Here is a 24,917-nt window from a genome sequence, read left to right on the forward strand (position 1 = left end):
GAAAGTCTGTTAGATAAGGCAACGTTCTATGCTGGTTGGAAACGGATAGGTTGTTTACGGACTGGAGGCGTTTTGCTTAAAACTAAAATTACGATGGGTTAGCTCAACTAAAGGAGGGAGGAATTATTGTTAGTTCATGGTGAGCAAAAACTGTTTAAAAACGCTCTGCTTTTAAACAGTTTTGATTGATTAAAAGGGTTACAGCATTTCTTTTGCGATTAGATGCAGCAAAAAGGTTTCGCGCTCAATGCTCATGCCCTTTTTAGGGCTCTCAGCCATGGTTTTTTCGTTGTGTGCGATCGCTTCTTGGATATTCATCCACACCGGTTTCATCCCGTTTTTCACTTCGTAGTCTTCGTAAGCTGTTTCGCCAAGCGCACGATCAATCTTGCATGAGTAGCAGTAAGAAATCATGTGCATTATATCCGCGTCATCTTTATACCAAGGGCGAAACTCTTCAAAAATACCGAACGGTTTAATATTGTGAATGTTCTTCGCACCTGTCTCTTCTTCAAGCTCACGGACCATACCTGCGATCACATCTTCACCGTCATCCAAACCACCACCAGGAATGGTGTAATCGTGATAACGCTCGGTATAAAGCATCAAAATATCTTCGCCATCTAACACAATTGCACGTGCAGCATTGCGCTTATATACCGTCTTATTGTCTAGGTGATCGATATCAGGATGAATAGTGGTTTTTAGGTGTCTCATGATTCTGACTGCTCTACTGAATTTGGCGGCATCATATCATAATCATCAATAGATTCGAGGTTCTCCGTCCCCTGTAAGAACACATAACCTCTGATTTTGAGCGCTGTTTGCCCACGGCCATCGAGTCAAAATAACAATCAAGTAGCGTCTTATTGACGGAGGCCGTTCCTGTTAGAGCACCAACTATGCCAGTATGATCAAACACTCAAAAAGCAGTAAAAATAGCGAAATATCAACCTATTTCAATATCTTGACCAAATTAGAACAACCTTTTCTGAAATCTAAAATATACTAGTTTCATAGAGCTTCTAATCTGGTTCTGTAGAACTTAACGCATTCGATTATAGAGTTATCACGTAGGAGATAAACATGAAGAAAATTGGTTTGATGGCTGTATTTGCCGTTGTGTTGGGCGGTTGTGCAAACGACTATGCAGAATATAGCGAAGGACAACGTGTTTCAGTCGCTAACCCAGCAGCGGTTTATTGTGTTCAACAAAATGGTGAATTAGAAACCGTGACTGAAAACAATCAACGCACTACTTATTGTGTATTTAACGACGGCGAACGTATCGAGCAATGGGAATACTACCGCAACAACCATGAGCAAAAAGAAGAAAGCTAAACTGCGATATCGTGAACTGTTGACGTCGCACCTATATACGACGTTAACCCTTCACCAATTCCACCCAATCAAATCCCATGACATTAGGTAAACTGTTCGCTATCGAGCGGTCGGTTTACCTTACTATACACATCAACTTTATACACACATCACCTTCATACACAAAGCACCTTTTGGCTACCTAGCTGTATTACTAATATTGGTGTTTTCGCTATCTCCACCAGCGATGTGTGTGATCTGATTCTGGATCTAAATATCGATTTAAGAAAGTCAGGTTAGTATCGAGCAATGCTAGGTACTCCCTAACTTTTTCTATGTCGATTCCGACTGGGGTATTTTGGATGCAGGTCTCCAACACTGGAAGCAAGCTTTCTACGATATCAAAATGAGATGAACGCCCGACTAAATCCTTTGCCGCTAGCAAGGCTTCCAAAGACAACCTTTCTGGCTCTCGTCGTACTGAATCCAAATCTCTCTTAAATGCACCCACAGAGACACCTTCAAGATAGACTCGGTAGGTCGTCAGGGCATCCATTAACAGAAACAATTGTCCTTGCTCTGTTTGATGAGGGTATGGCACCGCGACATGAGCCTCTAGCTGACGATCTATTTGTAGATCCACCCCAAGTGCAGAGCACTTCTCGACCAAAACCTTAAGCAAACCTTGCTCGTCCATCAGTGATTGAATCTCGAAGATACGTTGTAAGTGGTAGTCATTAGAAACGAACGTCACCTTCACACTCTGCCCTCGTGTAAACAGCCCGCTTTCAATCATCTCTGAGGCCAAGTTTTGAATGTTCTCAACCGTATTTGTCGAATGCTGCTCAAGTAAAACCGCCCCTATGGGAAACGGATACTCACGTTGATTTTCAAGCTTTCGAAAATACTCGTGCATCACATCGGCTTCAGAAACGGTTTGGCCTTGTGTCACCCCACCACAGAACGCCACAGCCGTTTGCTGGTTCGACTCTTCAGCCAAAGGCCCCGACAGATACTCAACTAAAGCATCAACTCGACTGATTCCTTCATTAGTCAATTTATTCTCATTAAGTCGCTTACCTAGCACAATAAGGAGGTGAATAATGCTCATTTTATGTTCAAGTCTCGTTTTAGTGATTAGATGGAGTGAATTATGTATACAATACTTATTAACAAAAGTATTTTGAAATTCTTACATGTTGCTCTCAATAATGCTCACTATTGAGAGCAACATCTCGGGTCATACAAGAATAGACGTGTCGCTTTAAAGCAAACATAGCACGCTCTTGTATTTCATCGCTCTATGCTTGTTAACACGAGTTTCAATAAAAGAGACCTTTCAAGCAAAGAGCCAGCTCAATCGAAGTACTGTTTCAGCCAAAGCACTGTTTCACCCAAATAACAGGTTCACTCAAAGAAGTGGAACTAACAAAATACAAATTTTACACAGAGTTCGTACATCGAACCGTCTTCACAGGAAGTTACTATGCTGTCTATTTTTGATATCTACAAAATTGGGGTTGGGCCGTCCAGCTCCCACACAAATGGACCAATGATCGCTGGGTTTAACTTTACCCAAAAAATTGATGCTCAACTTACACAAGTAAAGCGTATTCAAATCGACTTATACGGCTCGTTATCATTAACGGGAATTGGTCACCATACCGACAGAGCGACTTTATTAGGTTTACTCGGTAACCGCCCCGACACCATTAAAATTACCAGTGCTAACCAAGCAATGCGTAAAGCAATTGAAGATAAGTCTCTACTGGTTAGCGGTAACCATGAAATTCACTTCGACGTAGAAAGCGACTTACTGTTCCATAAAACCAACCTTCCGCTGCATGAAAATGGCATGACCATCTCTGCCTTTGACGCAAGCGGTAGTCTTTTAGAGATGGAAACATATTACTCAATTGGTGGTGGCTTTATCGCAACCGCTGATGAGCTACAAAATGGCAAGCAAGAAGCAGAAACGCAAGTTGAGTTCCCTTTTACTTCTGCTGACCAGCTACTTGAATCGGCCGAGCAACAAGGACTTAGCCTTGGAGGCTTAATCCTGCGTAATGAAGTGTCTTTCCAAGGTATGGATGTGATTGACCAGAAAGCCGACCAAATCTGGAAGGTGATGTCTCTGTGCATGCAGCGAGGCTTCGACACCGAAGGCATCCTTGATGGCGGTCTAGAAGTGACGCGTCGAGCCCCTGCTCTTTTGAAAAAGCTTGAGGCCAATGCTTCGATTGAAAACGATCCAATGGAGATCATGGATTGGATTAACCTATTTGCCTTTGCTGTGAGTGAAGAAAACGCTGCGGGTGGACAAGTCGTAACTTCGCCAACTAACGGTGCGGCTGGCGTTATCCCTGCGGTACTAATGTACTACCACCGCTTCATCAAAGAGCTAGACACCAAGCAGTTGAAAGACTTTTTAGCAGTCTCTGGCGCTATTGGCATCTTGTACAAAACCAACGCTTCGATTTCTGGTGCAGAAGTGGGTTGTCAGGGCGAAGTTGGCGTATCTTCATCAATGGCAGCAGCAGGCTTAACCGCCCTACGCGGTGGTAGCAACGAGCAAATCTGTATTGCAGCTGAAATCGCTATGGAACACTCACTAGGCATGACATGTGATCCAATCGGTGGTCTTGTTCAGGTGCCATGTATCGAGCGCAATGCAATGGGCGCAATGAAAGCCATCAACGCATCACGTATGGCGCTGAAACGCACCAGCAAGTGTCTTATCTCTTTAGACAAGGTTATCGCAACCATGTACCAAACAGGTAAAGACATGAACAAAAAGTACCGTGAAACGTCCTTAGGTGGCTTGGCCGTGATCCACATGGCTCCTCCTTGTGAATAACAGCTAAGAACACGAGTCGAGAAAGCCGCGGTAGAAACGGCATTGTCGTAAACGTCGTTTTCGATACCCAAACAAAGCCAGCCACCAAGCTGGCTTTTTATTGACTAAAATCCAGCAGCTAATTGAAAGTGATACTCACTTGAATGCTTTACAAGATAATCACCTGTAACTTGCCTTTCTTTGCTCTCGGATTAGCAACAAATAAATCTGACCGATATTTACACAACCATCCACTAGCAAAATCTAACATTGCATATTTGATGCATGAGAAAAATGAATCGCCCGATAAGAAAAGATATAGAGAGCAAAGTAACGAACACAGCAAATGTTTCATTTTATGTATTGCTATTAATGATATTATAATTGGGTAATTACACTACATATCAACACAAATGTGAGAATAAAATAATGTGGAATAGATTAAACAAATCAATGATGTTCTGCCAGATGATGTTCGGACTTTCGTTCTATGGCGTCATGGTGATCTTGACTCGTTTCTTCCTTGAAGATCTGAACTACAACGAAGCCGACACCATGATGGTTGTTGGTGCTTTCTCTGCAATCGGACCGCTATTCGCTATCGCAGGCGGTTTCATCGCCGACAAATTTTTAGGCGCGTACCGATCGTTGACCATTGCCTTTTTAGGATTCGCAAGTGGTTACGGTCTACTGGTACTAGGTGCCGCAGCGACTAACGTACCAATGGCATTATGTGGTATTGCTTTAGCAAGTTATGCACGTGGTTTGATGTCCCCTTCTTACCCAAGTCTTTACAAACGCACGTTCAAAACTCAAGAAGATTTCGAAAACTGCTACCCTATCAACTACTCAGTAAACAATATTGGTGCGCTTTTAGGCCAATACTTGTTCCCAATGCTAGTGCTAGTTGTCGGTTTCCACGGCGGCTTCCTTCTTTCAGGTATTCTTGCTGGTGCCGCACTTCTGATGATGCTCTTTGTTCGCAAAGGCCTTGTTGAAGCAAGCGCTGACATCGATCAACAACCAGTAAGCACTAAAAACTGGGCTGCGTTCCTTGGTCTTTCTGCTGCGATGATTGGCTTGGTATTCTTCATGTTTTCTAACATGGATATCGGCCAGAACATCGTTTACGCAATTGGTGGTGCAGCGATCGTCTACTTTGTCTCTTTGATGATGAAATCGAAGAAGTCAGACATGCTGAAAATGGGTACTATCTTAATCATCACATTCCTGACAACATGTTTCTTCGTGTACTACGGCCAAATGATGACGTCGATGACAATGGTAGCGATCAACACAATGCGTGGCGATCTACTCGGTTTCATCCCTGTAGCCCCGGAAGCTTCAATGGCAATGAACCCACTTTGGTGTATGGTTGCAGGCCCTATTATTACGGGTATCTTCTCTAAGCTAGAAAAGAAAAACATTCACTTCTCTACTGCAACCAAAGTAGGTTTCTCTTTCATTCTGACGGCGATCGCTTTCGGTATCTTAACGATGGCAGTAACGACCGTGGGTGAAGATATTCTGATTCGCCCTGAAGTGTTCTTAGCAATCCACTTCTTCCTAGCATTTGGTGAAGTTATTGTTGGTTCTATGGTTGTAGCCTTCATTCTGTCTGTTGCACCTAAGCACATCGAGAACTTCTCAGTAAGCTTATTCTCTGTAGCAATCGCAATGTCAGGTATTGTTGGTGCCGTATTCTCAACGTCTATTGCACTTGAGAAAGGCCAAGAGATCACACAAGAGATCGTTCAAACGGTTTACGGTGATTACTTCCAACTATTAACTATCCTCGCGGTTGTAATGGTGGGTATCGCAATGGCAGCATCGTTCATGATTCGTAAGATGCTAGACGCAGCGAAAGCCGCAGATGAGACGATTGAACTAGAGCAAGCGAACAGCTAATTCTGCTCACGTTGAATAGCTCTAACACTTCAAGCCCTTTAGTTTTCTAAAGGGCTTTTTTTACTCAGCGCCCTCAGAAAGTGTTTACATATTCAGGAGAACCAAGTAAACACAGCGTCCTCAGCTTGTCGAATGTTGGTGCCTATAGAGAGGTAATGAAATGCATTACATACCATTACATTCTGTATATTTAATATCCGTACACTTACCTATATGTTGAAGGGAGAAGATTCAGTCAAAGGATAGAATAATGAAAACCAAGCATTGGCTCATCATGATTGTGAGCATCAGCTTCGCATCACCCATTTTTGCCACATTGCATCATGGATTAGAGAGTGAGTTTACCAGTTCACTTGCCCCAATTAAGCTTACTACGTCCCATCAAATATCTCGAAACGCCCCTACTTCTTGCGATATAGAAAAGCTCATCACTCATGATAGCCAAGCGTTTATAAAAGAAGTTCAACGACAAGGTTACCACTGCATCAATAGCCTTCAAGGTATAGGTACAGCACTAGAGGCGAAAATTTTCTCAGAAGATCATATGCTCGCCGCTGCGGAGCAAGCAGAACTACTATCACAGAGCTACCAAGGTAAAGGGGATACATACCTAACGACTCTGTTTTTTTACATCCGAATCGGTTACTACCTCGAGTTTTACAACACTCAGATCACGTACTCTAAATCTGTTCAAACTGCATCAAAAAAAGCAATCGACAGCTTTGTTAATAGTGGGCGATTTTTTAATAATAACGATGAGCATGGTGCCGTACTCACCGAAGTCATTACGTTGATGGACAGTGCTAAACTTCAGCACGAATACATTGATATTGCGACTCAATGGATTAAGCGCTGGGACAGGAGTTATGCCAAATCAGCACAAATGAAAAATGCGCTAAATGGTGCATTTTATTTACTGTATAGAGGCCTCTCCTACGCACCTTATAGAAATATTATTGGACAAAAAACGAGCCTCGTACATGCGTTGGGCGCATTTTCACTTCAAACCTCCTTAATTGGAACGCAAGAAGAAATACTGTTATCCAATGCAGCACGCGAACTCGCCCGACTGAGTTCTATAACGAATGCACCAATAACGCCTATTGTTAATGATTATTTAGAGAAACTATTTTCAAGCTACTCTCAAGCAGGGATTGGCGGAGCTGTATGGCTTGGCGCTGCTGAGATTGTTTCTTTCTATAAACGCTGTTCTGATTTCAGTGTTTGTGACTATCAAAAAGGCTTATACGGAAAAGTATTTACACGCTCATCCCCTTGTCAAAACAACATTACAATTGCTTCTCAAGCCATGTCCACAGATCAGGTATTAAGCGCTTGTAAAAACCTACAGAACAATGAAATAAGATTCCACTCTCAGCTTGAAACTAATCACCATCCTGTAAAAAACGATATCAACACGCGGCTACAGGTTAATACTTTCCAGTCCGTTGGCGACTATGAAAAGTACGCCAACTTACTCTTCAAGATTGATACTAGCAGTGGCGGAATTTACTTAGAAGGAAACCCTAGTAAAGCGGGAAACCTCGCTAAATTTATTGCTTATCAATCACCAGATACCAAACCTAGTCACAAAGTATGGAACCTAGAACATGAGTATATTCATTACCTTGATGGTCGATATAATCTATTTGGTTCGTTCACAAACCCTACAGAACTAGTGGTGTGGTGGGCTGAAGGTTTAGCAGAATACATCAGCAAGTCCGGTACGAATCCAGATGCCCTAGCGACACTACAAGATGGTTCTACTTACACGTTAAGTGCTATTTTTGAATCTAGTTACGACAACTATGATGTTGACCGCATTTATTACTGGGGATATCTAGCGGTTCGATTTATGTTTGAAAATCATAAAGATGAAGTCAATAAAATGCTCATCAAAACCAGAGGTGGCGATTGGAAAGGTTATAAAAAAATAGTCGAACAATGGGCAACTCAATTTCAAGCTGAATTTGAACAATGGCAATGCGACAAAATTGATTTGAGTACAGGAAAACCCTCCGTACATATAGTCAGCCAACAAAGTGGAAAAGTTGGGGAGAAGATCCAATTAACTCAGCGATCGTGCTCTTCAAATAGTTTTACTCCGGTTAGCTACTTATGGACATTTGGCGACGGAACGGTGAGCAAAGAAGCCACACCTTCTCATGGTTTTAAAACTGGCGGCAAAAAAACGGTCACATTAAGAGTTAAAGACAAATCTGGTGAGCAAGCATCTTCAACAACGGTTATCAATGTCATTGGGGCAAAAAGTGGAGGCGGAAAGTCCGGAGGTGTCATCGACCCTCTTGTTGCTCTCTTACTTATTTTGGGAGCGCTAATGAGATGGGGGCTTCCTAACCGTTTCGGTACTAAATTGAATGGTATTTTAGAAACAAACACCTCTAAAATTTAGTGCATACGAGGAATAACCACCAAGGTTTAAAGTAGCTCCGCTGAGTTTCATTTAGATACATCAATATGATGGCTGCCATTCGAGTATTAAGTCGTCAGTCATCATTAAATGATAATTATTATTATTGAGTGTTTTCATGTTCGGGATTATGATGTCAGAATCAAAATCTAAGAGAGCCTTATATGAGCAAGCCTAGCCCTATCACATTAACTGTTACTCAAACCTCAACCATTACACCGAACATGCAGCGTATAACGCTTAGCGGTGAAGGATTAAGTAAGTATCCAACCGAATGTGCCGGCGGCTACATCAAGCTTTTATTCTCTCCACTCGGCACCACTGATTTAAGCCAACTCAACGAAGGTGAACGCCCAACCATGCGCACTTACACTATTCGTCAGTACAACCCTGTCGAAAAGTGGATTGAGGTTGATTTCGTTCGCCACATCACTACAGATTTGCAGTGTGGTTTTGCAGCAAGGTGGGCAATGAACGCGAAAGTGGGTGACACAGTTTTAGTGGCTGGCCCAGGTTTAATTCAAGGACTTAACCTAGAGTCAGACTGGTTCTTCTTAGTTGCAGACATGACATCCCTACCAGCACTCTCTTCAAAAGTAAAAACGCTTCCAGAACACGCCGTAGGCCATGCCGTCATCCAGATCAATTCAGCAGCAGATAAACAAACGCTTGAAGCACCTCAAGGTATAAAAGTCACTTGGTTAATTGAAGATGAAACTGAAGAAACACTTTCACAAACGGTTCGCAATTTAGAATGGTTAGACGGTCAGGTTTCGATTTGGACAGCGTGTGAATTTGAAAGCATGCGCGAGCTAAGACAATACTTCCGTAACGAAAAAGAAGTCGCGAAAGAGAACATCTACATCAGCAGCTACTGGAAACGTGGCGTCACTGAAGATGGCCACAAAGTGTTGAAACAACAGGATGCGCAAGCTTTAGCAGGTTAAGTCTTTTACTACCTACAGCTTTTTGCCAGATAAATAAAAAACGCCCTTAGCGAAGTTCGTCTCGTTAAGGGCGTTTTAGTTTGAATCCGATGAAGCTCAAAGCCGAAGTGTAAGATTAAATACTCTCTCCCACTTCAATCTCGTAGCCAAGATCCAGCTTCGCGACCCATTCTTTATTGCCTTGTAAACGCGCTACAACTTGCTGTGCAGCGACTTTACCAATCTGCTCCCTTGGTGTTACTACAGTCGCTAAACGAGGCGTCATCGCCACTGTGATGTCGTGTCCGTGGAAACCTGCAATCGCCATCTTCTCGGGTACTTGAATACCACGTCGTACGCATTCGTAAAAAGCACCAATGGCCAAATCATCGTTAGTACAGAAAATACCATTCACTTCAGGGTGCTTATCAAGTAACTCACCTATCAGTTTTGCGCCTAAAGTAAACGAGGAAGCGTCTTCGGTTTGCAGCGTTACTGGCGTTTTGTCGGCTTCTTGCATCGCATGCTCATAGCCCGCCATTTTCAAGCGAGTACGTTCATCCATTCGAGCAGCCAAATAAGCGATATTGGTACGCCCTCGATCGAGCATGGTTTTGGTCATCGCTCTAGCCGCTTCGAAGTTATCAAAGCCCACTGCTTGTTCAATACGGGGAGACACCGAATCCATAATTTCAATCACAGGGATAGAAACAGTCTGCAGCATTTTACGCGCTCTATCAGTGTGCACATTTTCTGAAAGGATAATCGCATCAACGTTGTAAGAAAGCAGCGAAGCGATGCTCTGCTCTTCCAGTTCAGCGCTATAGCCATAGTGGGCAATCATGGTTTGGTAGCCCGCAGGCGCGGTGACTTGTTCAATGCCACGGATAACTTCGGCGAAAACTTGGTTAGTTAACGAGGGAACAAGAACACCGATAGCATTGCTTTTTGCGTTAGAAAGAATGTCTGGCGCACGATTAGGGATGTAACCTAACTCGTCGACTGCAGCGCTGATCTTATCTCGCAGTGCTTCTGATACCTGTGAAGAGTCTCTTAGACAGCGACTGACGGTCATTTTGGTGACACCAACTAGGTTGGCAACATCTTGTAATGTGGGACGTTTTTTCTTACTTAGCATACTGACAGCATCATGGTTACGATTAATGTTACTGGTAACATAGTAACGAATTTCGACTACTTTAGAAGAACTAAACACCTAAAACTTGATATCAGATCATAAACACACACTTCGCTTTGCCACCAATAAAACTAACAATACTTATTTTCGAAGACGATGTTCAATAAGTTCTCAACTTACACTTGATGTGTATATTACGTATTAAAAACCCCAACCTTGGATGATCAAGATTGGGGCTTGGTTTAACCCATTGCAATTGCGTACATAGCCAACCCCTATTAAGAGGCAGTAGCCTGTCTCTATTCGTTACCTAGCAACCGATGTCCATCAAGAATGCAAGATCGCTGTCCGCCGTGAACGTTTCAGCAAGTTGACCATGCTTAAAGAGCTTCATTGGCTTGCCTGTCGCGGTGTGGTACGTTAATTTTCCTTCACACACTTGCAGCATCGTCCCTTCAGGGATACCAACAACGACTTCACTTGGGTTCATGCACAAGAACTCTTCAATACGTTCATCACGTGTTTCGCCCATATGCCCAGAAATGGATGCTTCTATATAGTGAGGGTTAATCTGAAATGGCACAAAATTAAGCGCAGGCAAGATAGCAGCACTGACAATTGGCATATCATTAGTAGTACGGATCGTTGGGGTTGCGACATTTGTTCCCGCACTCCAACCAATAAACAGCTTACCTTTGTTGATCACAGCATCACGCATCGGTGTTACCAAACCTAGGTCGTGAAGCATACGGTTAAGCACCCACGTATTACCGCCACTAATGATGATACCATCAACCTCTTTCAAGGCTTGCACAGGGTCTTCGGCTTCATGAATACTCACCACTTCGCAATCATATTCATCGAACACTTGCTGCAATTGCTGCGCGCGATCTGAGTATTGCCCTCGAATCATTGCGAATGGAATAAACAACATTTTTTTAGGCTGAGTCTTTTCCATCATTGGACGAATCCACTCTTTACCATACTCTAAAAGTGATGTGTCACCTGGTAACTTACCGTTACTAAATAGCATTACATTCATTACAACCTCACTACAATTTGTAAATTTACTATATATTATTTTGATATTCTCTTGAACTACAGCACTTGCCGCTTTCAAAGGCTCTATGGGTAAGTATTCATAAATTGAGGGGAAGTAATGTGCGCCAGTAAACAAGTTCGGAAAAGGAATGACCTTTTGAGATAAAACAGTCCCGTCATAACCATAACGCGAAGGAATTGAACGCATTTCTATTCCAGCATTATTGTAATAATCGAAATCATTAAACATCTTTTCAATTTGGGGAAAACTTTTCTATAACAACCATGAAGTAATCAGGGAATCTATTATCCCCACAACCAACGGTGCGCAACCTATGATAGTCATGTTGAGATGATGGTCATACGTTATGGTGGCTTCAGTAGTTAATAGATTTATTCAACATTGTTCGACATGTTTGTTTTGGTTTAAAACGAATAAAAATAACGCCCTCTTATTTGAGGGCGTTATTGATTGTTTAAGCGTTCACTTTTACTTCAGTTCTTGGAGACTGACTCCAAGTCACGTGAAACTTTTCAGCTTCATCTCTATCGACTCGCGAATAAGTATGAGAACCAAAATAGTCACGTTGCGCTTGCAGCAGATTTGCAGGCAACACCTCACAACGTAATGAGTCGAAGTAACTCAGAGCTGAGCTGATTCCCAGCATCGGCACACCATACAGAGCTGAGTTCGCTACCGCGATGCGCCAAGCAAGCTCGCGCTCTTCCACTTGTTTGATGAAAGCCTCATCAAATAATAGGTTCGCTAGCTCAGTATTTTGTTGGTAAGCCGATGTGATACTTTGCAAGAAAGCGGCACGAATAATACAACCCGCTCGCCAAATTTTAGCAATTTTAGTGAAATCGAGATTCCATCCCTCTTTGTCTGACGCGGTTTTCAGTAAACCAAAACCTTGCGCGTAAACGGACAACTTGGCGCAATATAGGGCATCGTGAAGCTCAGAAATAACCTCTGTTTTATCCAACTGACTGGCATCAGCAATACTGCCTTTTAGAAGCTGACTACCTTGAATACGTTGTAATTTTTGACCGCTCATCGCACGAGCATAAACCGCTTGAGCAATAGTTGGGGTTGGACACCCTTCTTGAAGGCTGTTAACTGCCGTCCACAAACCCGTACCTTTTTGCCCTGCTTTATCAAGCACAACCTCAACGAACGGCTTACCCGTTACAACATCTTCTTGTTGAAGAATATCGGCACTGATTTCCATCAGGTAACTATTAAGTACACCGTTGTTCCATTCCTCAAAGACTTGTCCAATCTCTTGAGCTGACATATCAAGCACATCACGCATGAACTGGTAAACTTCACAAATTAGCTGCATGTCGGCATATTCAATACCATTGTGCACCATTTTTACATAGTGCCCTGAACCAGAAGGACCAACATACGCCGCGCACGCTTCACCCGCTTCAAACTGAGCAACCGGTAGTCCATTAGCATCCACTTTTGCAGCAATCGCTTCCCACATCGGTTTCACATATTGCCAAGCCGATTGGTCACCACTCGCCATGAGCGCTGGGCCAACACGAGCGCCTTCTTCACCACCAGAAACGGCGGTGCTAAAGAAGCGCAGTTTGCCTTTGTAGCCCACTTCACGCGCCTCGGTATCTGTCCAAAGGCTGTTACCTGTATCGATAACAATGTCGTCATTTTCTAAGCCAGCATCAAGCAAGCTATTCACGACGATATCGACAGGTTTTCCAGCAGGAACCGACAAAGCGATTACACGCGGCTTAGCTAACCCTTGCAGCACATGCTCAAGGCTAGTCCCTTGTGTGAACTGACCTTTGCCAGTAAACGATTCATTAAGCAGCTTTGCTTCTGAACTGGCGCGATCAATATTGTCGGCGTTCAAATCAAAACCTGCTACGTTGAATCCATTATCAAGTAGGTTGAGTGCAAGGCTTTTGCCCATCACTCCTAAACCAATCATTGCGATATCGTTTTTTATCTGAGTCATGATTTAGCCTATCTGCTTAATTTGTTTGAGTGCACTTTCTACGACTTGCTCAACATCTTGCGATATATCGACAAATAACGCTTCATCTAGTTCAGGTTCAACCAAGGTTGCGAATTGGCTTTTTAACATCTCTTGACCATTGAAGTAATGGTTCTCACGCGCTTTATGGCGGTTCCAAATGGTGTCAAAGCTACCCTGAAGGTACACAATAACTAAGCCTTCATTATTCTTTCGTAGAATGTCGCGGTATTGAGGTTTCAATGCCGAGCATGCAATCACAGCACTTGGTTGTTCGATATATTGCTTATTCAGTGTTTCCAGCCATCCTTGACGATCATCGTCTGTCAGTGGAATACCTTGACGCATCTTTTCTACATTGCTTTGCGGATGGAAGTCATCACCATCAAAAAACTGAAGCGTTAATGCTTCTGCGATACGGCTACCAATCAGGCTTTTTCCGCATCCAGATACGCCCATCACGAGTATTTTTTTGCTTTTCATAAGGCAAGCCTTCCCTAAGCCCCAACCAAAACAAGGGGCTGACAATCGAATCTAATAGTTAAACTTGTGTTGCTGTTGATAGGTTCCTGAACGCTAAATTTGTTCAGGAACCTTCGTTGTTATTGCCACCAAAGCGCTAGCTGAGGGAAGATAATAACCAGTGCCAGAACCAATACTTGAAGTGCAATGAACGGCAGTAACGAAGAGAAAATCTCACCTAAGCTGATATCTTTTGGTGCTACTGATTTCAAGTAGAATGCCGCAGGACCAAATGGTGGTGACAAGAACGACACCTGCATGTTTAGGCAGAACACAACGCCGAACCATACTGGGTCAAAACCAAGGCCAGTGATGATTGGTACGAAGATTGGCATTGTTAGAAGTGCTACACCGACCCAGTCAAGGAACATGCCTAGAACCAGTAAGATAGCCATCATGATTAACAGCGTGACTGTTGCATTACCGCCACTGAGAGCAAGGATGGTTTCTTCAACAAAATCAATACCGCCCATTAGGTTGTAGATACCAACCAATGCACTTGCACCGATACCGATCCACATGATCATGCCGCAGGTACGCATGGTTGCGATGGCACTCTCTTTCAACATACTGAAGTTCAGTTCACCACGGATCAGCGCACTGATCATGATGCCGACCACCCCCAAAGCAGAAGCTTCTGTTACTGATGCGATACCTGTGTAGATACTGCCCAACACTGTTGCGACAGAGAGCAGTGGGAAGAACAGAGCCTTGAAGTAACTAGGCTGATTTGCAATGTCTTCTTCTGTCTCATCATCACTTGGAATTGGCGCAAGAGAAGGGTTCAGTTTACAGCGAATCAATACGTAGCCGATGTAACAGCCCGCAAGGATAAACGCAGGCAAAAAAGACGCTTTGAACAGGTCGCCAATCGATACGCTGGCTGTCATGCCGTAAATGATAAGTACAATACTTGGTGGAAGCATGGTGCCAAGTGCGCCACCCGCACAAGTTGTACCGATAGCAAGCTTACGGTCATAACCTAAACGAAGCATTTGTGGCAGAGCAAGAATACCCAGTAGTACCGTTTCACCACCGATAACGCCTGACATCGAAGCCAATAGAACCGCAACTAATAGCGTTTGAACTGCAACACCACCACGAACCTTACGGCCAACAGATTTCATTGCATCAAACAGGTCACGCGCGATACCCGAACGGTCTAATAAAGCCGCCATCAATACGAACATGGGAACGGCAAGGAAAACATAACCAGAAGCAAAGCTGTAGGTACGGCTTGCGATCAAAGGCAGGGCATCAGGACCAAACCAACACAGAGTGAAGAAAATCGCGACAAAACCTGTTACGAACGCTAGCTGCATACCGGTCAGTAGCAAGCCAATCATCATAACCAGCATGAGCAAACTGCCCCATGCGATACCAATAGAAGATAAATCAAACATCGTCATTCTTCCTTAGACCCATCAACTCTTGGATTAGGTGCAATACAAACTGGACAACAAGAACACACAAAACGACAAAGATCAGGCCTTTCAGCAACGCTGGATAAGGCGCGTTTAACACTGAGCCTGATGTTTCAAGGCGGAATTCACCCCAAGGTGCAAACCACGCTTCTTCCGCAGTGAAATAAGCCGCGTAAGCGAGCATGCCAGCAAAGGCCAAACCAACAATGTGGTGAACAAGATTAAGATGTTTGCGTGCTTGGTTAGACACTGAATCGTAGATAAGAACAACACGTACATGCTTATTCGCAGCAAACGCGTAGATACCACCAATAATGAATAAAGAACCACCGATGAAAGAAGCTGTTTCATGTACCCATGTGGTCGGGGCATCGAATGCGTAACGCATCACAACTTCATAAAATGAAATCAATACAGTAAAAATAAACAACCAGCTAACGAGATTACTGAACTTTATAACAAAACGATCAAGCGCATTTCTTGGTTGCTCGTCGTTTTCAGCTGGGGCGTGGGGGATTTTATCGGTCATGAGCCAAATTTCCTGGGAGAATACGGGAGAGCAATGCCCTCCCCCGTCAGTTAGCTAAGTTTAAATTACAGTAAGCCGTTTTCTTCTAGGAACACTGTTACTGAAGTGTAAACTTTTCCTGCGTTATCAGAACGCTCTGCAAATACTTTCCATTGGCCTTTCGCGATTTCACGGAACTTCTTACGCTCTTCTTGAGACCAGTCGTGGATAGTAATTTCAGGGTTCGCTTGAGCTTCTTTAAGCGCAGCTTGGTCAGCCATTTTCAGCTGAGTCGTCATGTCGTAAGAGAAATCACGCACTGATGTTTGCAGCATTGTTTGTAGATCAGCTGGCATCTTGTCCCATTTCTTCTGAGAAATAGAGATATCGATAAGCGGCAATGAGTGGAAACCCGGTTGAACTGGGTGAGTAGCGATATCGTTCATGCCCGCTTTTTGGTTGGTAGAGAATACCGTGTAGTCCGCGGCATCAATTACGCCTTTGCTTAGGCCAGTAAATACTTCAGAACCCGGCAGGTTTACTGGAGTTGCACCCGCGGCTGCAAATACTTGTTGAACTAGGCCTTCAGGCGCACGTAATTTCAGGCCTTTAAGATCCGCAACACCATCGATTGGCTTTTTAGAAATGAAAGATTCAACACCCGTCGTAGAAGCACCAACAAATTGAACACCGTAAGGCTTGTACAGTTCGGTCATTAGTTCATTACCACCACCGTAGTTCATGTACTGAAGCAGTTGTGTTGTGTCTGACCATGCGCCAACCATGTTACCGATAAGACCAAATGCTGGATCTTTACCAGAGAAGTAACCTGTTGCTGTGATATGACCATCTAGGATGCCCATTTTGATCGCGCCTAGCGTTTCTGTGTGCTTAACCACAGCGCCTACAGGCAGAAGATCGATATCAATACGTCCGTTAGACATCGTCTCTACGCGCTCAGCCCACTTCTGCTGAACTTTGAAGTTCAAGTCACCAGAAGGATCTGAAGATTGAATTTTAAGTTTAAAGTCTGCAGCCATTGCTGAAGTAGCAAATAGACCAGTGAGGGAGGCAGCAATCAGCGTTTTAGTCAGAGCTTTCATTTGGGTATCCTTATGAGTTTCACAGAGTCCGGTTTGTAATTATATGTTACCGGTAACGTTGAGTTGGATGTTACCGGTAACTTTACAGCCTTGTCTATGAGAAGGATCACATCTTTAACATTAGTAAAACGTTTGCTATCAATAAGAAAAATGCGACTGAAAAGTCACATTATAGGTTGGAGGTAAAGTTTAATTTCTTTTTAAGTCAGTGAGATAATTAAACCTGCAATGATAAAAACGACGCCTACACCACGTGTAACGTGCCACTTTTCCTTTAAAAAGTAGATCCCCATCACTACGCCGAAGATGATACTTACTTGCCTAAGAGCGACAACCAAGCTGACGTTCTCTGTCATAGTCATCGCAAATAACACCAAACCATAAGTCGAAGCCATCATAATGCCTGCAAGCGTGGCTTTCTTTCGCAGTATCCAAGCATTAGTAAACTCGATTCTTTGGTTGGTTACGAATAACCAAACACTCAGCGGAATCACAATCGCCCAAAACTGAATGCCTAGGTAGAAAATCGCGGTGTGCTTGTTTGTGATAATAGATGTGCTTAACGGTTCTAATAGTAGTAACGCTTCTTTATCAATGATGGAATAGCCCGTGGTACCAATAGCGGCGATTAACGCCCACAGCACGCCAAGGTTCAGATACGCTTTTAACCTAAGCTCTGAAAACTGCTTAAGTGGTACAAACAAGCAGCCTAATGTTATTAAAGTGAACCCAATCCATTGATTTGTCGACAATTCATAACCTATCAACACAGTACCCAAACCAACCATCAACACAGGTAGTGCTCTTGCTATTGGGTAGATCACGCCGATATCTGCTTGTTTATAGGCAGTCCCTAGCCCAATCAAATAGACGATTTGGCAGATACCACTCAAGAAGAGCAATTGCCAGAATGGAATTGTGATGTTTTCAAAGCCGACGTTGTGAACATACCAAATCAAATAGGGAGTCAAAATCGCTGCGGCGGCAAAACCAGAAGCCAGAAAGAAAGACGAGCCCGAACCTTGATTAGATTTACCTAAAACGTTCCAACCCGCATGAAGCAAAGCCGAAATTATCACGATGACAATGGCAGAGAATTCCATTTCATTCCTAAATTATTGATGAATAAGCGCAACGGCTGACAACGGATGATAAAAAAGGCCTCCGAGTAAGAGACCTTTAAGCGTTCCAATTAGGCGATCGTGCATAATTGCAGATATGCCAGCATTCTACGTATGACTATCGTTCTAGCTGTGCAATCGACTCAATGCTGATCGCATCATGACGCCAATATTCAATATCGCAGTCAATCAAATCACCATCTTGATTATAGTTAACACGCTCAACCACCATAGCCGGAGAACCTGAAGTTGCACGCAGAGCTTGCGCGGTTTCGCCAAGCAAAGATGTTGTGCTCACTCGGTAACGGATCTTCTGATATACCACACCAAAGTGCTCTCGGTAGATGTCAGTCAATGACTTAGACAAGTCGTAGTCCAGCAAATTAGGGAACAACTCTGGTCGAATGTAATTGGTCACATACACAACCGGTCTGTCCTCAAGGTAACGCACTCTGTCGACTCGATAAACATCCGAAAATGGTTGAAGATTAAGAAGCTTAGTTGCTTCCTTGGTTGCTAACATGCCTTTCGCTGCCACTAGTTCTGTTTTCGGCTTACGATTCTGCGACAAAGCCATATTAGTGAAGTTCAGTGTTTGTGTTGGGTCGTAACGCAGTGGAGCTGGCGATATAAACCAACCACGGCGGTCTTCTCGGTAAATACGCCCTTCCGCTTCAAGTGAAGACAGCGCTTCACGTAACGTAACTCGTGTCGTATCAAACGACTCAGCCAACTTACGTTCTGCAGGCAGCTTCTGTCGTGGCGTTAACATCCCCGACTCTATCTGCTCTACGATGACATCTTTGATTTTTACGTACTGCACTTCATTTCCTTCAGTCTTGTTCTTGTCGTCAGCCACTCCTTGGCCAACTGCAATATAAAATGGTTCGCTAGCGTTTACGCCAAGCTTGGGTGCGTTTCTCGAATAGCTTGTTGATTAGCATATGAATCAACTTCGCGCTCGCTGCCGATATCATGATCATCACCGCCATGGCTGCTGCTGCACCGGTTTGTCCCGCATCGTCCATATTCAGTACTGAAACTGACGCAGGTATCGTATCGGTAGAATACAAGAATACTACCGCAGATGTCGTGGTAAGTGCATTAATAAACAGGTATGTCGCAATATCTAAAATCGCAGGCAAACAAACCGGCACCGTCACCTTAAAGAACAGCTTGTATTGCGGTAGGTTAACCGAAGCCGCCGTCGCTTCTATCTCTTCAGGCAACTGTTTTAATGCGGTTAATGCCGTCATATGCCCTACCGTGTAGTAGTGAACCACGGTGTTGATCACCAAGAACGCCATCGTGCCATACAAAAAGTTAAGTGGGTTGCTCAAGTCATTAAAGTAGAAGATGTACCCCAAACCCAACACCATACCCGGAACCGCCATCGGGACCACACTGAGCATCTGCATTGCTTGACGAACAGGACCAAATGCTCTGCCTTTCTCAATGCAATATGCACCCAAGAAAATCAGAACCATACCGATAATAGCAGTCCAAGCGCCAAGCGTTAACGAGTTAAAGAACGGCGTCCAACCGTAGGTACTCATTTCTGCGAAGTTATAGTTATTTAACGTTAGCGCTTTGTTCCAAGGCCAGAAAGTGACCATAGAACCGTATATCGCCATACCCAGCACGATAACCACAGCAGCAGAGATGATGGTGCAATAGAGCAAACAGAAGCCATCACGTAGAGTGTATGGTTCAGGTTGATACGCGACGGATCGAGTATCAAACAAGCTCTTCTGTTTCTTTTGAACCCAGCGATCCACTGTAAACGCAAGCAGTGCAGGCAATAGCAACAAAATACTGGTTACTGCACCCATAGAGAAATTCTGTTGCCCAACCACTTGTTTAAAGATGTCAGTCGATAGAACGTTATAACTGCCACCAATCACCTTTGGCACACCAAAGTCACAAACCACCAGCGTAAATACCACGATCAGAGTGCTTATCAAACCATATTTGGCTGCAGGTAAGGTCACCATGAAAAAGGTTTTTAATGATGAAGTATTGAGTGCACGCGCCGCCTCATACAGACGAGCATCAGAGGTTCTCAATGAAGTAGTTAAAATCATTAGGGCGTGTGGAAACGTCCAGAATATTAAGCCGAGTGATATACCAATCAAACCGTATACCGAATTTCCCCCTAATACTTCTTTGGCGATACCTTGGTTACCAAATAAGAAGATCAAACTGATCGCAGGAAGCAAAGAAGGAGCTAGAATCGGCGCTGAACCCAACACCTGAAAAAGCCCCTTGAAAGGCATACATGAACGAGTCAACGCATAGGCATAACCAAAAGCTAATACACCCACGACAACCGTTACTAACAGCCCAAGCGTAAACGTATTACCTACCGACTGCCAGAGGCTCTGCGAAGCAAAATACGTTGCGAAATTCTGTAGTCCTACAAATTCACCGTCTGCGTTCTGAACACTCTTTTTCAACATTGCCCACAGTGGCATCAGAATGAATAGCGTCATGACCACAGACAAAAAAGCGAGAAGCCCGAATAGGATTACGTTGTCTTTACTTAACCGAGCAAGAAAAGGCGTTACTCGTCGTTGAATTAGCAGCTTAGATTGCATCATTTGAGTCGATTCCATGATTATTTACGCCGCCTCGTCTTTCATCACTTGCAGGCTTTTCGATGAGTAAGCTCTTAGGCCTTCTTGATCAAATGCTACGTAGCGAATATCGCTGCGACGCAGTTTCAATCGGTTGAACTCTTTGACTGATACATCGACAATGATCTCTTTCGCCGTTGAGTCATGTTGCAATTGACACTCAACACGATAAAACGCCCCCAAGAATTCGCTTGATACGATTCTCACGGGTAAGGATTCACTAAAACGATCAACAAATTGGATTTGCTCTGGACGAACGGCAATATCAAAAACCTCACCTAGATTTGGCGTGAGATTATCTAAGCGAGGTAACGGTAGCATTGACTCAGCAATACGCATCTTGCCTTGCGCAGCGACAGAAGCTTGAATGAAGTTCATGCTGCCAACAAACTCAGCGACAAAACGACTGACTGGTTTTTGGTAGATCTCTTGTGGGGCACCGACTTGCTCAATGACACCATGGTTCATCACCACAATTCGGTCGGCCATGGTTAAGGCTTCATCTTGATCATGCGTCACCATAATAGTGGTGATCCCCAGCTTGCGTTGCAGTTGGCAAATCTCGTCACGCAGGTGTGTTCTTACCTTCGCATCCAAAGCAGACAGCGGTTCATCCAGTAACAACAAACCTGGAGAAAGAGCCAATGCGCGAGCGAGCGCCACACGTTGCTGTTGTCCACCTGATAATTGATTCGGGTATTTCTGGCCAGATGTTCGTAAACCAATAGTTTCTAACCAAGATTCAACCGTCTCAAGAGCTTCTTTGGTCGACATCCCTTGGTTCTTCAACCCAATCGCGATGTTTTCTTCAACGGTGAGATTTGGAAACAAAGCATAAGACTGGAACACGATGCCAAAGTCACGCTTTTCTGGTGGCAAGAAGGTCGTATCCGCTCCATTCTGCTCAATTGAGCCTGAGGTCGGTAAATCCAGTCCTGCAATCGCACGTAATAAGGTGGTTTTTCCACAGCCAGAGGGGCCAAGGAAGCAGACGAACTCGCCTTTGTCTATCGATAGGGAGATGTCTTTTAACGCTGTAAATTGGCCAAATTGCTTTACAACGTTTTCAATATTCAAATAAGTTTGGTTGCTCATACTACAGCACTCTTTAAATGGTATATACCAAATTTAAACTTTGAACATTGCAATTGAGTGACAAATTTATAGAAGCTAAATGACAGTTATATTGCAGAAATAATAAGCATTAAAGATTGCTACTCGTTCAGCTTTGAAAGTTAATTCAGAAAGCCCTCAATGACCAACCAAAAAGTCACTGAGAGCCTTCGTGTATACCTCAAACTTGAACGCTAGATTAGTTTACGATTCAACCTTGTCGGCTTTGCCCGCCGCACCTGCGAGTTTGGATAACTGTTTATCTAGCCATAATGGCGTGTTACCCGAATCTTCCGCGTTCTCTTTTCTTCGAACAGCATCTCTAACCATCATGGCACCGACCCAACGGAATGGCTCTGGTGGGAAATAGCCTCGTGGACCGCTAGTTAAACCACTACGTGTCCATTCGTTATCATCTCCTAACACCATTGAAGACAAAATTTTACCTCCCATGCGAGTTTGAGCCACACCATTACCTGAGTAACCGAGCCCATAATAGATGTTGTTTTGGCCTTTGAGATTACCGAAAAATGGCAATCCGGTGACGGATCGGTCTGAACCGCCCGACCAGTTGTAATCGAATTCACTTTGTTCCAGTTTAGGGAACAACTTCTGGAAAGATTGATTGAGAATCGGTAGGTAATTAGTCGTTTGGTTGAACATACTTTCAACTTGATTGGCAAACGAGAATTTATTGCCGCCTTTACCCAACATGAGTCGTCCATCTTCAGTGTCACGGTAGTAGTGAACAAAGATACGTGAGTCCACCACTGCGGCTCCTTTTTCGGGGCCAAACTGTTTGAGCTTTTCTGGAATTGGCTTAGTCACCACCATATCGGAAGAGACAACCACAATACTGCGTTTGAACTCTTTGAAGTGATCGAGCATCCACGCGTTGAGCGCTAAGATCACTTTATCCGCAAATACGGAACCGCCTTTGGTTTGAATTCGAGCGGGGGAACAATATTCAAGTGACATCATCTCTGTGTTTTCGTGAATTTCGACACCCAGTTCGAGCGCGACTCGGCGTAAACCTCTAGCCAATAACGCAGGCTGAATACTGCCCGCAGCTTCTGAGTAGTAACCCTCAATATGGCGATCAGATCCCGCTTTATCAGCCAAAGACTTATCACACTTCTTCCAGCTATTGATACCCTGCTTAACCAGCTCATTAACAACAGGCTCCATTCCGCCTTTTTGCGCTTCATTGGTCGACGTGTAGTAAGTACCGCTGCGATATAGATGCGCGTCAATCTTGTGTTCGTTACAGAAGGCTTCGATCTCGTAAATGACTTTTTCAGATTCCTTAACTAGCCATTTGGCTTGCTCTTTTCCATAGAGCTTTTTCAAGGTCGGATACTTTGTCGACCAAGTCAGCATGCAACCGCCGTTGGCGCCAGAAGCACCGCTGCCACATAAGTCTTTTTCAATCACCACAACGTGCTTTTGAGGCTCTTGTTGTTTAATTAAAATCGCCGTCCATAAACCCGTATAGCCGCCGCCGACAATGGCGATATCACAGTTAACGTCTTTTTGAAGCAGTTTAGTGGATTCTAGCCCCGCCTTGATGCTACCAAATTCCTGTTCCAACGCTTGCTTGAACCAATATGAGTAGTGCTTTGCCATTTGTTGTACCTTACTTAAACCTAAAGGTGTAAAACTAAAAAAGGAAGACCGAAGCCCTCCTTTACTGATTCCTAACTTCTAATGAGCTGCATATCTAATGGACTACGTGTCTAATAGACCATGTGTCGAATAAACTTTGTAATCTAATAAGCTCAGTAGATAATTAACTAAGTAGCCAATAAACTAACTAGCTCAGTCGATTAAGATTTTGGCTCTGATTTAGCGTCGAACTTCTCAGACCATGTTTTCAGAACGTCTGCACGTTCGCTGCCCATGCGAGCGAAGTCCATTTTTGCCATGTTCTTTTCTACGTTCGGGAAGTTTTCTGCTTTACCTGTTACATCTTGGTGACCAACAACTGGGTACATTTCGATGTAAAGCTCATTTGCCGCTTTAGAAATAGACCAATCGATAACACGTTGCGCCGCATCTGAAGGCTTAACAAGACCTACCGCTTCAGATTCCCAACCGATACCTTCCGGTGTAATCACAGAAAGTGGCGCGCCTTGAGTTTTCAGCTTCGCACCACGGCTCGCCATAGAAATTCCGATAGCCACTTCACCCATACCCGCTTGAACACATGGCTTCGAGCCTGAGTGCGTGTAATGAGCGATGTTTTGATCTAGCTTCTGCATGTAGTTCCAACCTTGGTCTTCACCCATGTTTTGCAACCAAGCTGAAACCTGCATGTAACCCGTACCAGAAGACGCTGGGTTTGGCATCGCAATGTGGCCCTTGTAGATAGGCTTAGTTAGGTCATCCCAAGATTTAGGTGCCGGTAGGTTAAGTTGCTTAGCAACTATTTCGTTAAAGCAAACGGCATTGAAGAATGCGTCATTACCATACCAAGCTTGAGTGGACTGTGGGTCGTTAAGGTTAACGCGTAATGCTTCTACACCTTGAGGTGTGTAAGGCTTGAGAATGCCCTCTTCTTTAAGTAGAGCCATTGAAGAACCCGCAAGGCCCCAGACAACTTCTGCACGAGGGTTGTTTTTCTCAGCCAATAATTTTGCCGTCATGATCCCGGTAGAATCACGTACCCATTTGATGTTGATGTCTGGGTTTTCACTTTCAAATGCGTTTTTGTATTTCGCTAAAATGTCAGTTTCAAAAGCGGTGTAAACCGTCACTTCCTGTGCTGCATAAGCATTACCAGCGAGTAGAGTTACCAACGCTGCAAGTGATCCTTTCATAAAACGGTTTTTCATCATTTTCTCCAGTCAGGCCTAATGCCAAGGTTAGGAATTGCCAAGGTTAAAGT

Annotated in this window: 20 protein-coding genes and 1 pseudogene; 5 read left to right on the top strand and 16 right to left on the bottom strand. The window is 43.9% G+C overall.

From position 1 onward, the window contains the following. Positions 1-198: 198 nt before the first annotated feature. The gene (locus tag OCV44_RS15430) at positions 199-717 is read right to left on the bottom strand and encodes an NUDIX hydrolase (RefSeq protein WP_139684417.1); all 519 of its coding nucleotides are present in this window, start codon (positions 715-717) and stop codon (positions 199-201) included. 369 nt (positions 718-1,086) lie between these two features. Here OCV44_RS15430 and OCV44_RS15435 point away from each other — a divergent pair, with 369 nt between their 5' ends. Then, on the top strand, positions 1,087-1,341 hold the full coding sequence (locus OCV44_RS15435) for a putative hemolysin (protein ID WP_086050745.1): 255 nt from the start codon (positions 1,087-1,089) through the stop codon (positions 1,339-1,341). A 211-nt stretch (positions 1,342-1,552) separates the two neighbouring features. Here OCV44_RS15435 and OCV44_RS15440 read toward each other — a convergent pair whose 3' ends face one another. Then, on the bottom strand, positions 1,553-2,431 hold the full coding sequence (locus OCV44_RS15440) for a YdcF family protein (RefSeq protein WP_139684416.1): 879 nt from the start codon (positions 2,429-2,431) through the stop codon (positions 1,553-1,555). Between the two features lie 375 nt (positions 2,432-2,806). Here OCV44_RS15440 and OCV44_RS15445 point away from each other — a divergent pair, with 375 nt between their 5' ends. The 4 genes from OCV44_RS15445 (at position 2,807) to OCV44_RS15460 (ending at position 9,442) form a co-directional block, all read left to right on the top strand. Continuing rightward, positions 2,807-4,177, top strand: a complete 1,371-nt coding sequence (locus tag OCV44_RS15445; RefSeq protein ID WP_139684415.1) for an L-serine ammonia-lyase — start codon at positions 2,807-2,809, stop codon at positions 4,175-4,177. A 408-nt stretch (positions 4,178-4,585) separates the two neighbouring features. Then, on the top strand, positions 4,586-6,064 hold the full coding sequence (locus OCV44_RS15450; protein ID WP_139684414.1) for a peptide MFS transporter: 1,479 nt from the start codon (positions 4,586-4,588) through the stop codon (positions 6,062-6,064). A gap of 250 nt (positions 6,065-6,314) precedes the next feature. Continuing rightward, positions 6,315-8,477: a collagenase gene (locus tag OCV44_RS15455; protein ID WP_139684413.1), complete on the top strand. Its 2,163-nt coding sequence runs from the start codon at positions 6,315-6,317 to the stop codon at positions 8,475-8,477. Positions 8,478-8,659: 182 nt separating this feature from the next. Then, a complete protein-coding gene (locus OCV44_RS15460) occupies positions 8,660-9,442 on the top strand; it encodes a siderophore-interacting protein (protein ID WP_139684412.1) in 783 nt (260 codons plus the stop codon). A 115-nt stretch (positions 9,443-9,557) separates the two neighbouring features. On the opposite strand, the gene gntR is transcribed toward OCV44_RS15460, so the two are convergent. From gntR to OCV44_RS15530, 14 genes and pseudogenes are all read right to left on the bottom strand, one after another. Continuing rightward, positions 9,558-10,559, bottom strand: a complete 1,002-nt coding sequence (gntR, locus tag OCV44_RS15465) for a gluconate operon transcriptional repressor GntR (protein WP_029222988.1) — start codon at positions 10,557-10,559, stop codon at positions 9,558-9,560. 310 nt (positions 10,560-10,869) lie between these two features. After that, complete coding sequence (gene pepE, locus OCV44_RS15470; RefSeq protein WP_170213706.1) at positions 10,870-11,601, bottom strand: dipeptidase PepE; 732 nt, start codon at positions 11,599-11,601, stop codon at positions 10,870-10,872. Positions 11,602-11,625: 24 nt separating this feature from the next. Next, positions 11,626-11,829: pseudogene (locus tag OCV44_RS15475) on the bottom strand (peptidase T); the annotation flags it as partial. 247 nt (positions 11,830-12,076) lie between these two features. Next, positions 12,077-13,585 carry an NADP-dependent phosphogluconate dehydrogenase gene (gene gndA, locus OCV44_RS15480; RefSeq protein ID WP_139684410.1) on the bottom strand — a complete coding sequence of 503 codons (1,509 nt, stop codon included), beginning with the start codon at positions 13,583-13,585 and terminating at the stop codon, positions 12,077-12,079. 3 nt (positions 13,586-13,588) lie between these two features. Continuing rightward, entirely contained in the window at positions 13,589-14,086 is a 498-nt protein-coding gene (locus OCV44_RS15485; RefSeq protein WP_139684409.1) for a gluconokinase, read from the bottom strand. A gap of 119 nt (positions 14,087-14,205) precedes the next feature. Then, on the bottom strand, positions 14,206-15,528 hold the full coding sequence (locus tag OCV44_RS15490) for a TRAP transporter large permease (RefSeq protein WP_010428786.1): 1,323 nt from the start codon (positions 15,526-15,528) through the stop codon (positions 14,206-14,208). Continuing rightward, positions 15,521-16,078 carry a TRAP transporter small permease subunit gene (locus OCV44_RS15495; RefSeq protein ID WP_139684408.1) on the bottom strand — a complete coding sequence of 186 codons (558 nt, stop codon included), beginning with the start codon at positions 16,076-16,078 and terminating at the stop codon, positions 15,521-15,523. The genes OCV44_RS15490 and OCV44_RS15495 overlap by 8 nt, the downstream gene beginning before the upstream one ends. A gap of 65 nt (positions 16,079-16,143) precedes the next feature. Then, positions 16,144-17,160: a TRAP transporter substrate-binding protein gene (locus tag OCV44_RS15500; RefSeq protein ID WP_009845626.1), complete on the bottom strand. Its 1,017-nt coding sequence runs from the start codon at positions 17,158-17,160 to the stop codon at positions 16,144-16,146. A 200-nt stretch (positions 17,161-17,360) separates the two neighbouring features. After that, a complete protein-coding gene (locus tag OCV44_RS15505; RefSeq protein ID WP_139684407.1) occupies positions 17,361-18,263 on the bottom strand; it encodes an EamA family transporter in 903 nt (300 codons plus the stop codon). 136 nt (positions 18,264-18,399) lie between these two features. After that, positions 18,400-19,104: a phosphonate utilization transcriptional regulator PhnR gene (gene phnR / locus OCV44_RS15510; RefSeq protein WP_139684406.1), complete on the bottom strand. Its 705-nt coding sequence runs from the start codon at positions 19,102-19,104 to the stop codon at positions 18,400-18,402. 67 nt (positions 19,105-19,171) lie between these two features. Continuing rightward, positions 19,172-20,881 carry a putative 2-aminoethylphosphonate ABC transporter permease subunit gene (locus tag OCV44_RS15515; RefSeq protein WP_211349757.1) on the bottom strand — a complete coding sequence of 570 codons (1,710 nt, stop codon included), beginning with the start codon at positions 20,879-20,881 and terminating at the stop codon, positions 19,172-19,174. A gap of 21 nt (positions 20,882-20,902) precedes the next feature. Then, positions 20,903-22,012: a putative 2-aminoethylphosphonate ABC transporter ATP-binding protein gene (locus OCV44_RS15520; RefSeq protein WP_139684404.1), complete on the bottom strand. Its 1,110-nt coding sequence runs from the start codon at positions 22,010-22,012 to the stop codon at positions 20,903-20,905. 222 nt (positions 22,013-22,234) lie between these two features. Beyond that, positions 22,235-23,656 carry an FAD-dependent oxidoreductase gene (locus tag OCV44_RS15525; RefSeq protein WP_139684403.1) on the bottom strand — a complete coding sequence of 474 codons (1,422 nt, stop codon included), beginning with the start codon at positions 23,654-23,656 and terminating at the stop codon, positions 22,235-22,237. 200 nt (positions 23,657-23,856) lie between these two features. Further along, the gene (locus OCV44_RS15530; RefSeq protein WP_139684402.1) at positions 23,857-24,867 is read right to left on the bottom strand and encodes a putative 2-aminoethylphosphonate ABC transporter substrate-binding protein; all 1,011 of its coding nucleotides are present in this window, start codon (positions 24,865-24,867) and stop codon (positions 23,857-23,859) included. Positions 24,868-24,917: the final 50 nt, after the last annotated feature.

The sequence above is a fragment of the Vibrio tasmaniensis genome (assembly GCF_024347635.1).
Taxonomy (GTDB): Bacteria; Pseudomonadota; Gammaproteobacteria; order Enterobacterales; family Vibrionaceae; genus Vibrio; species Vibrio tasmaniensis.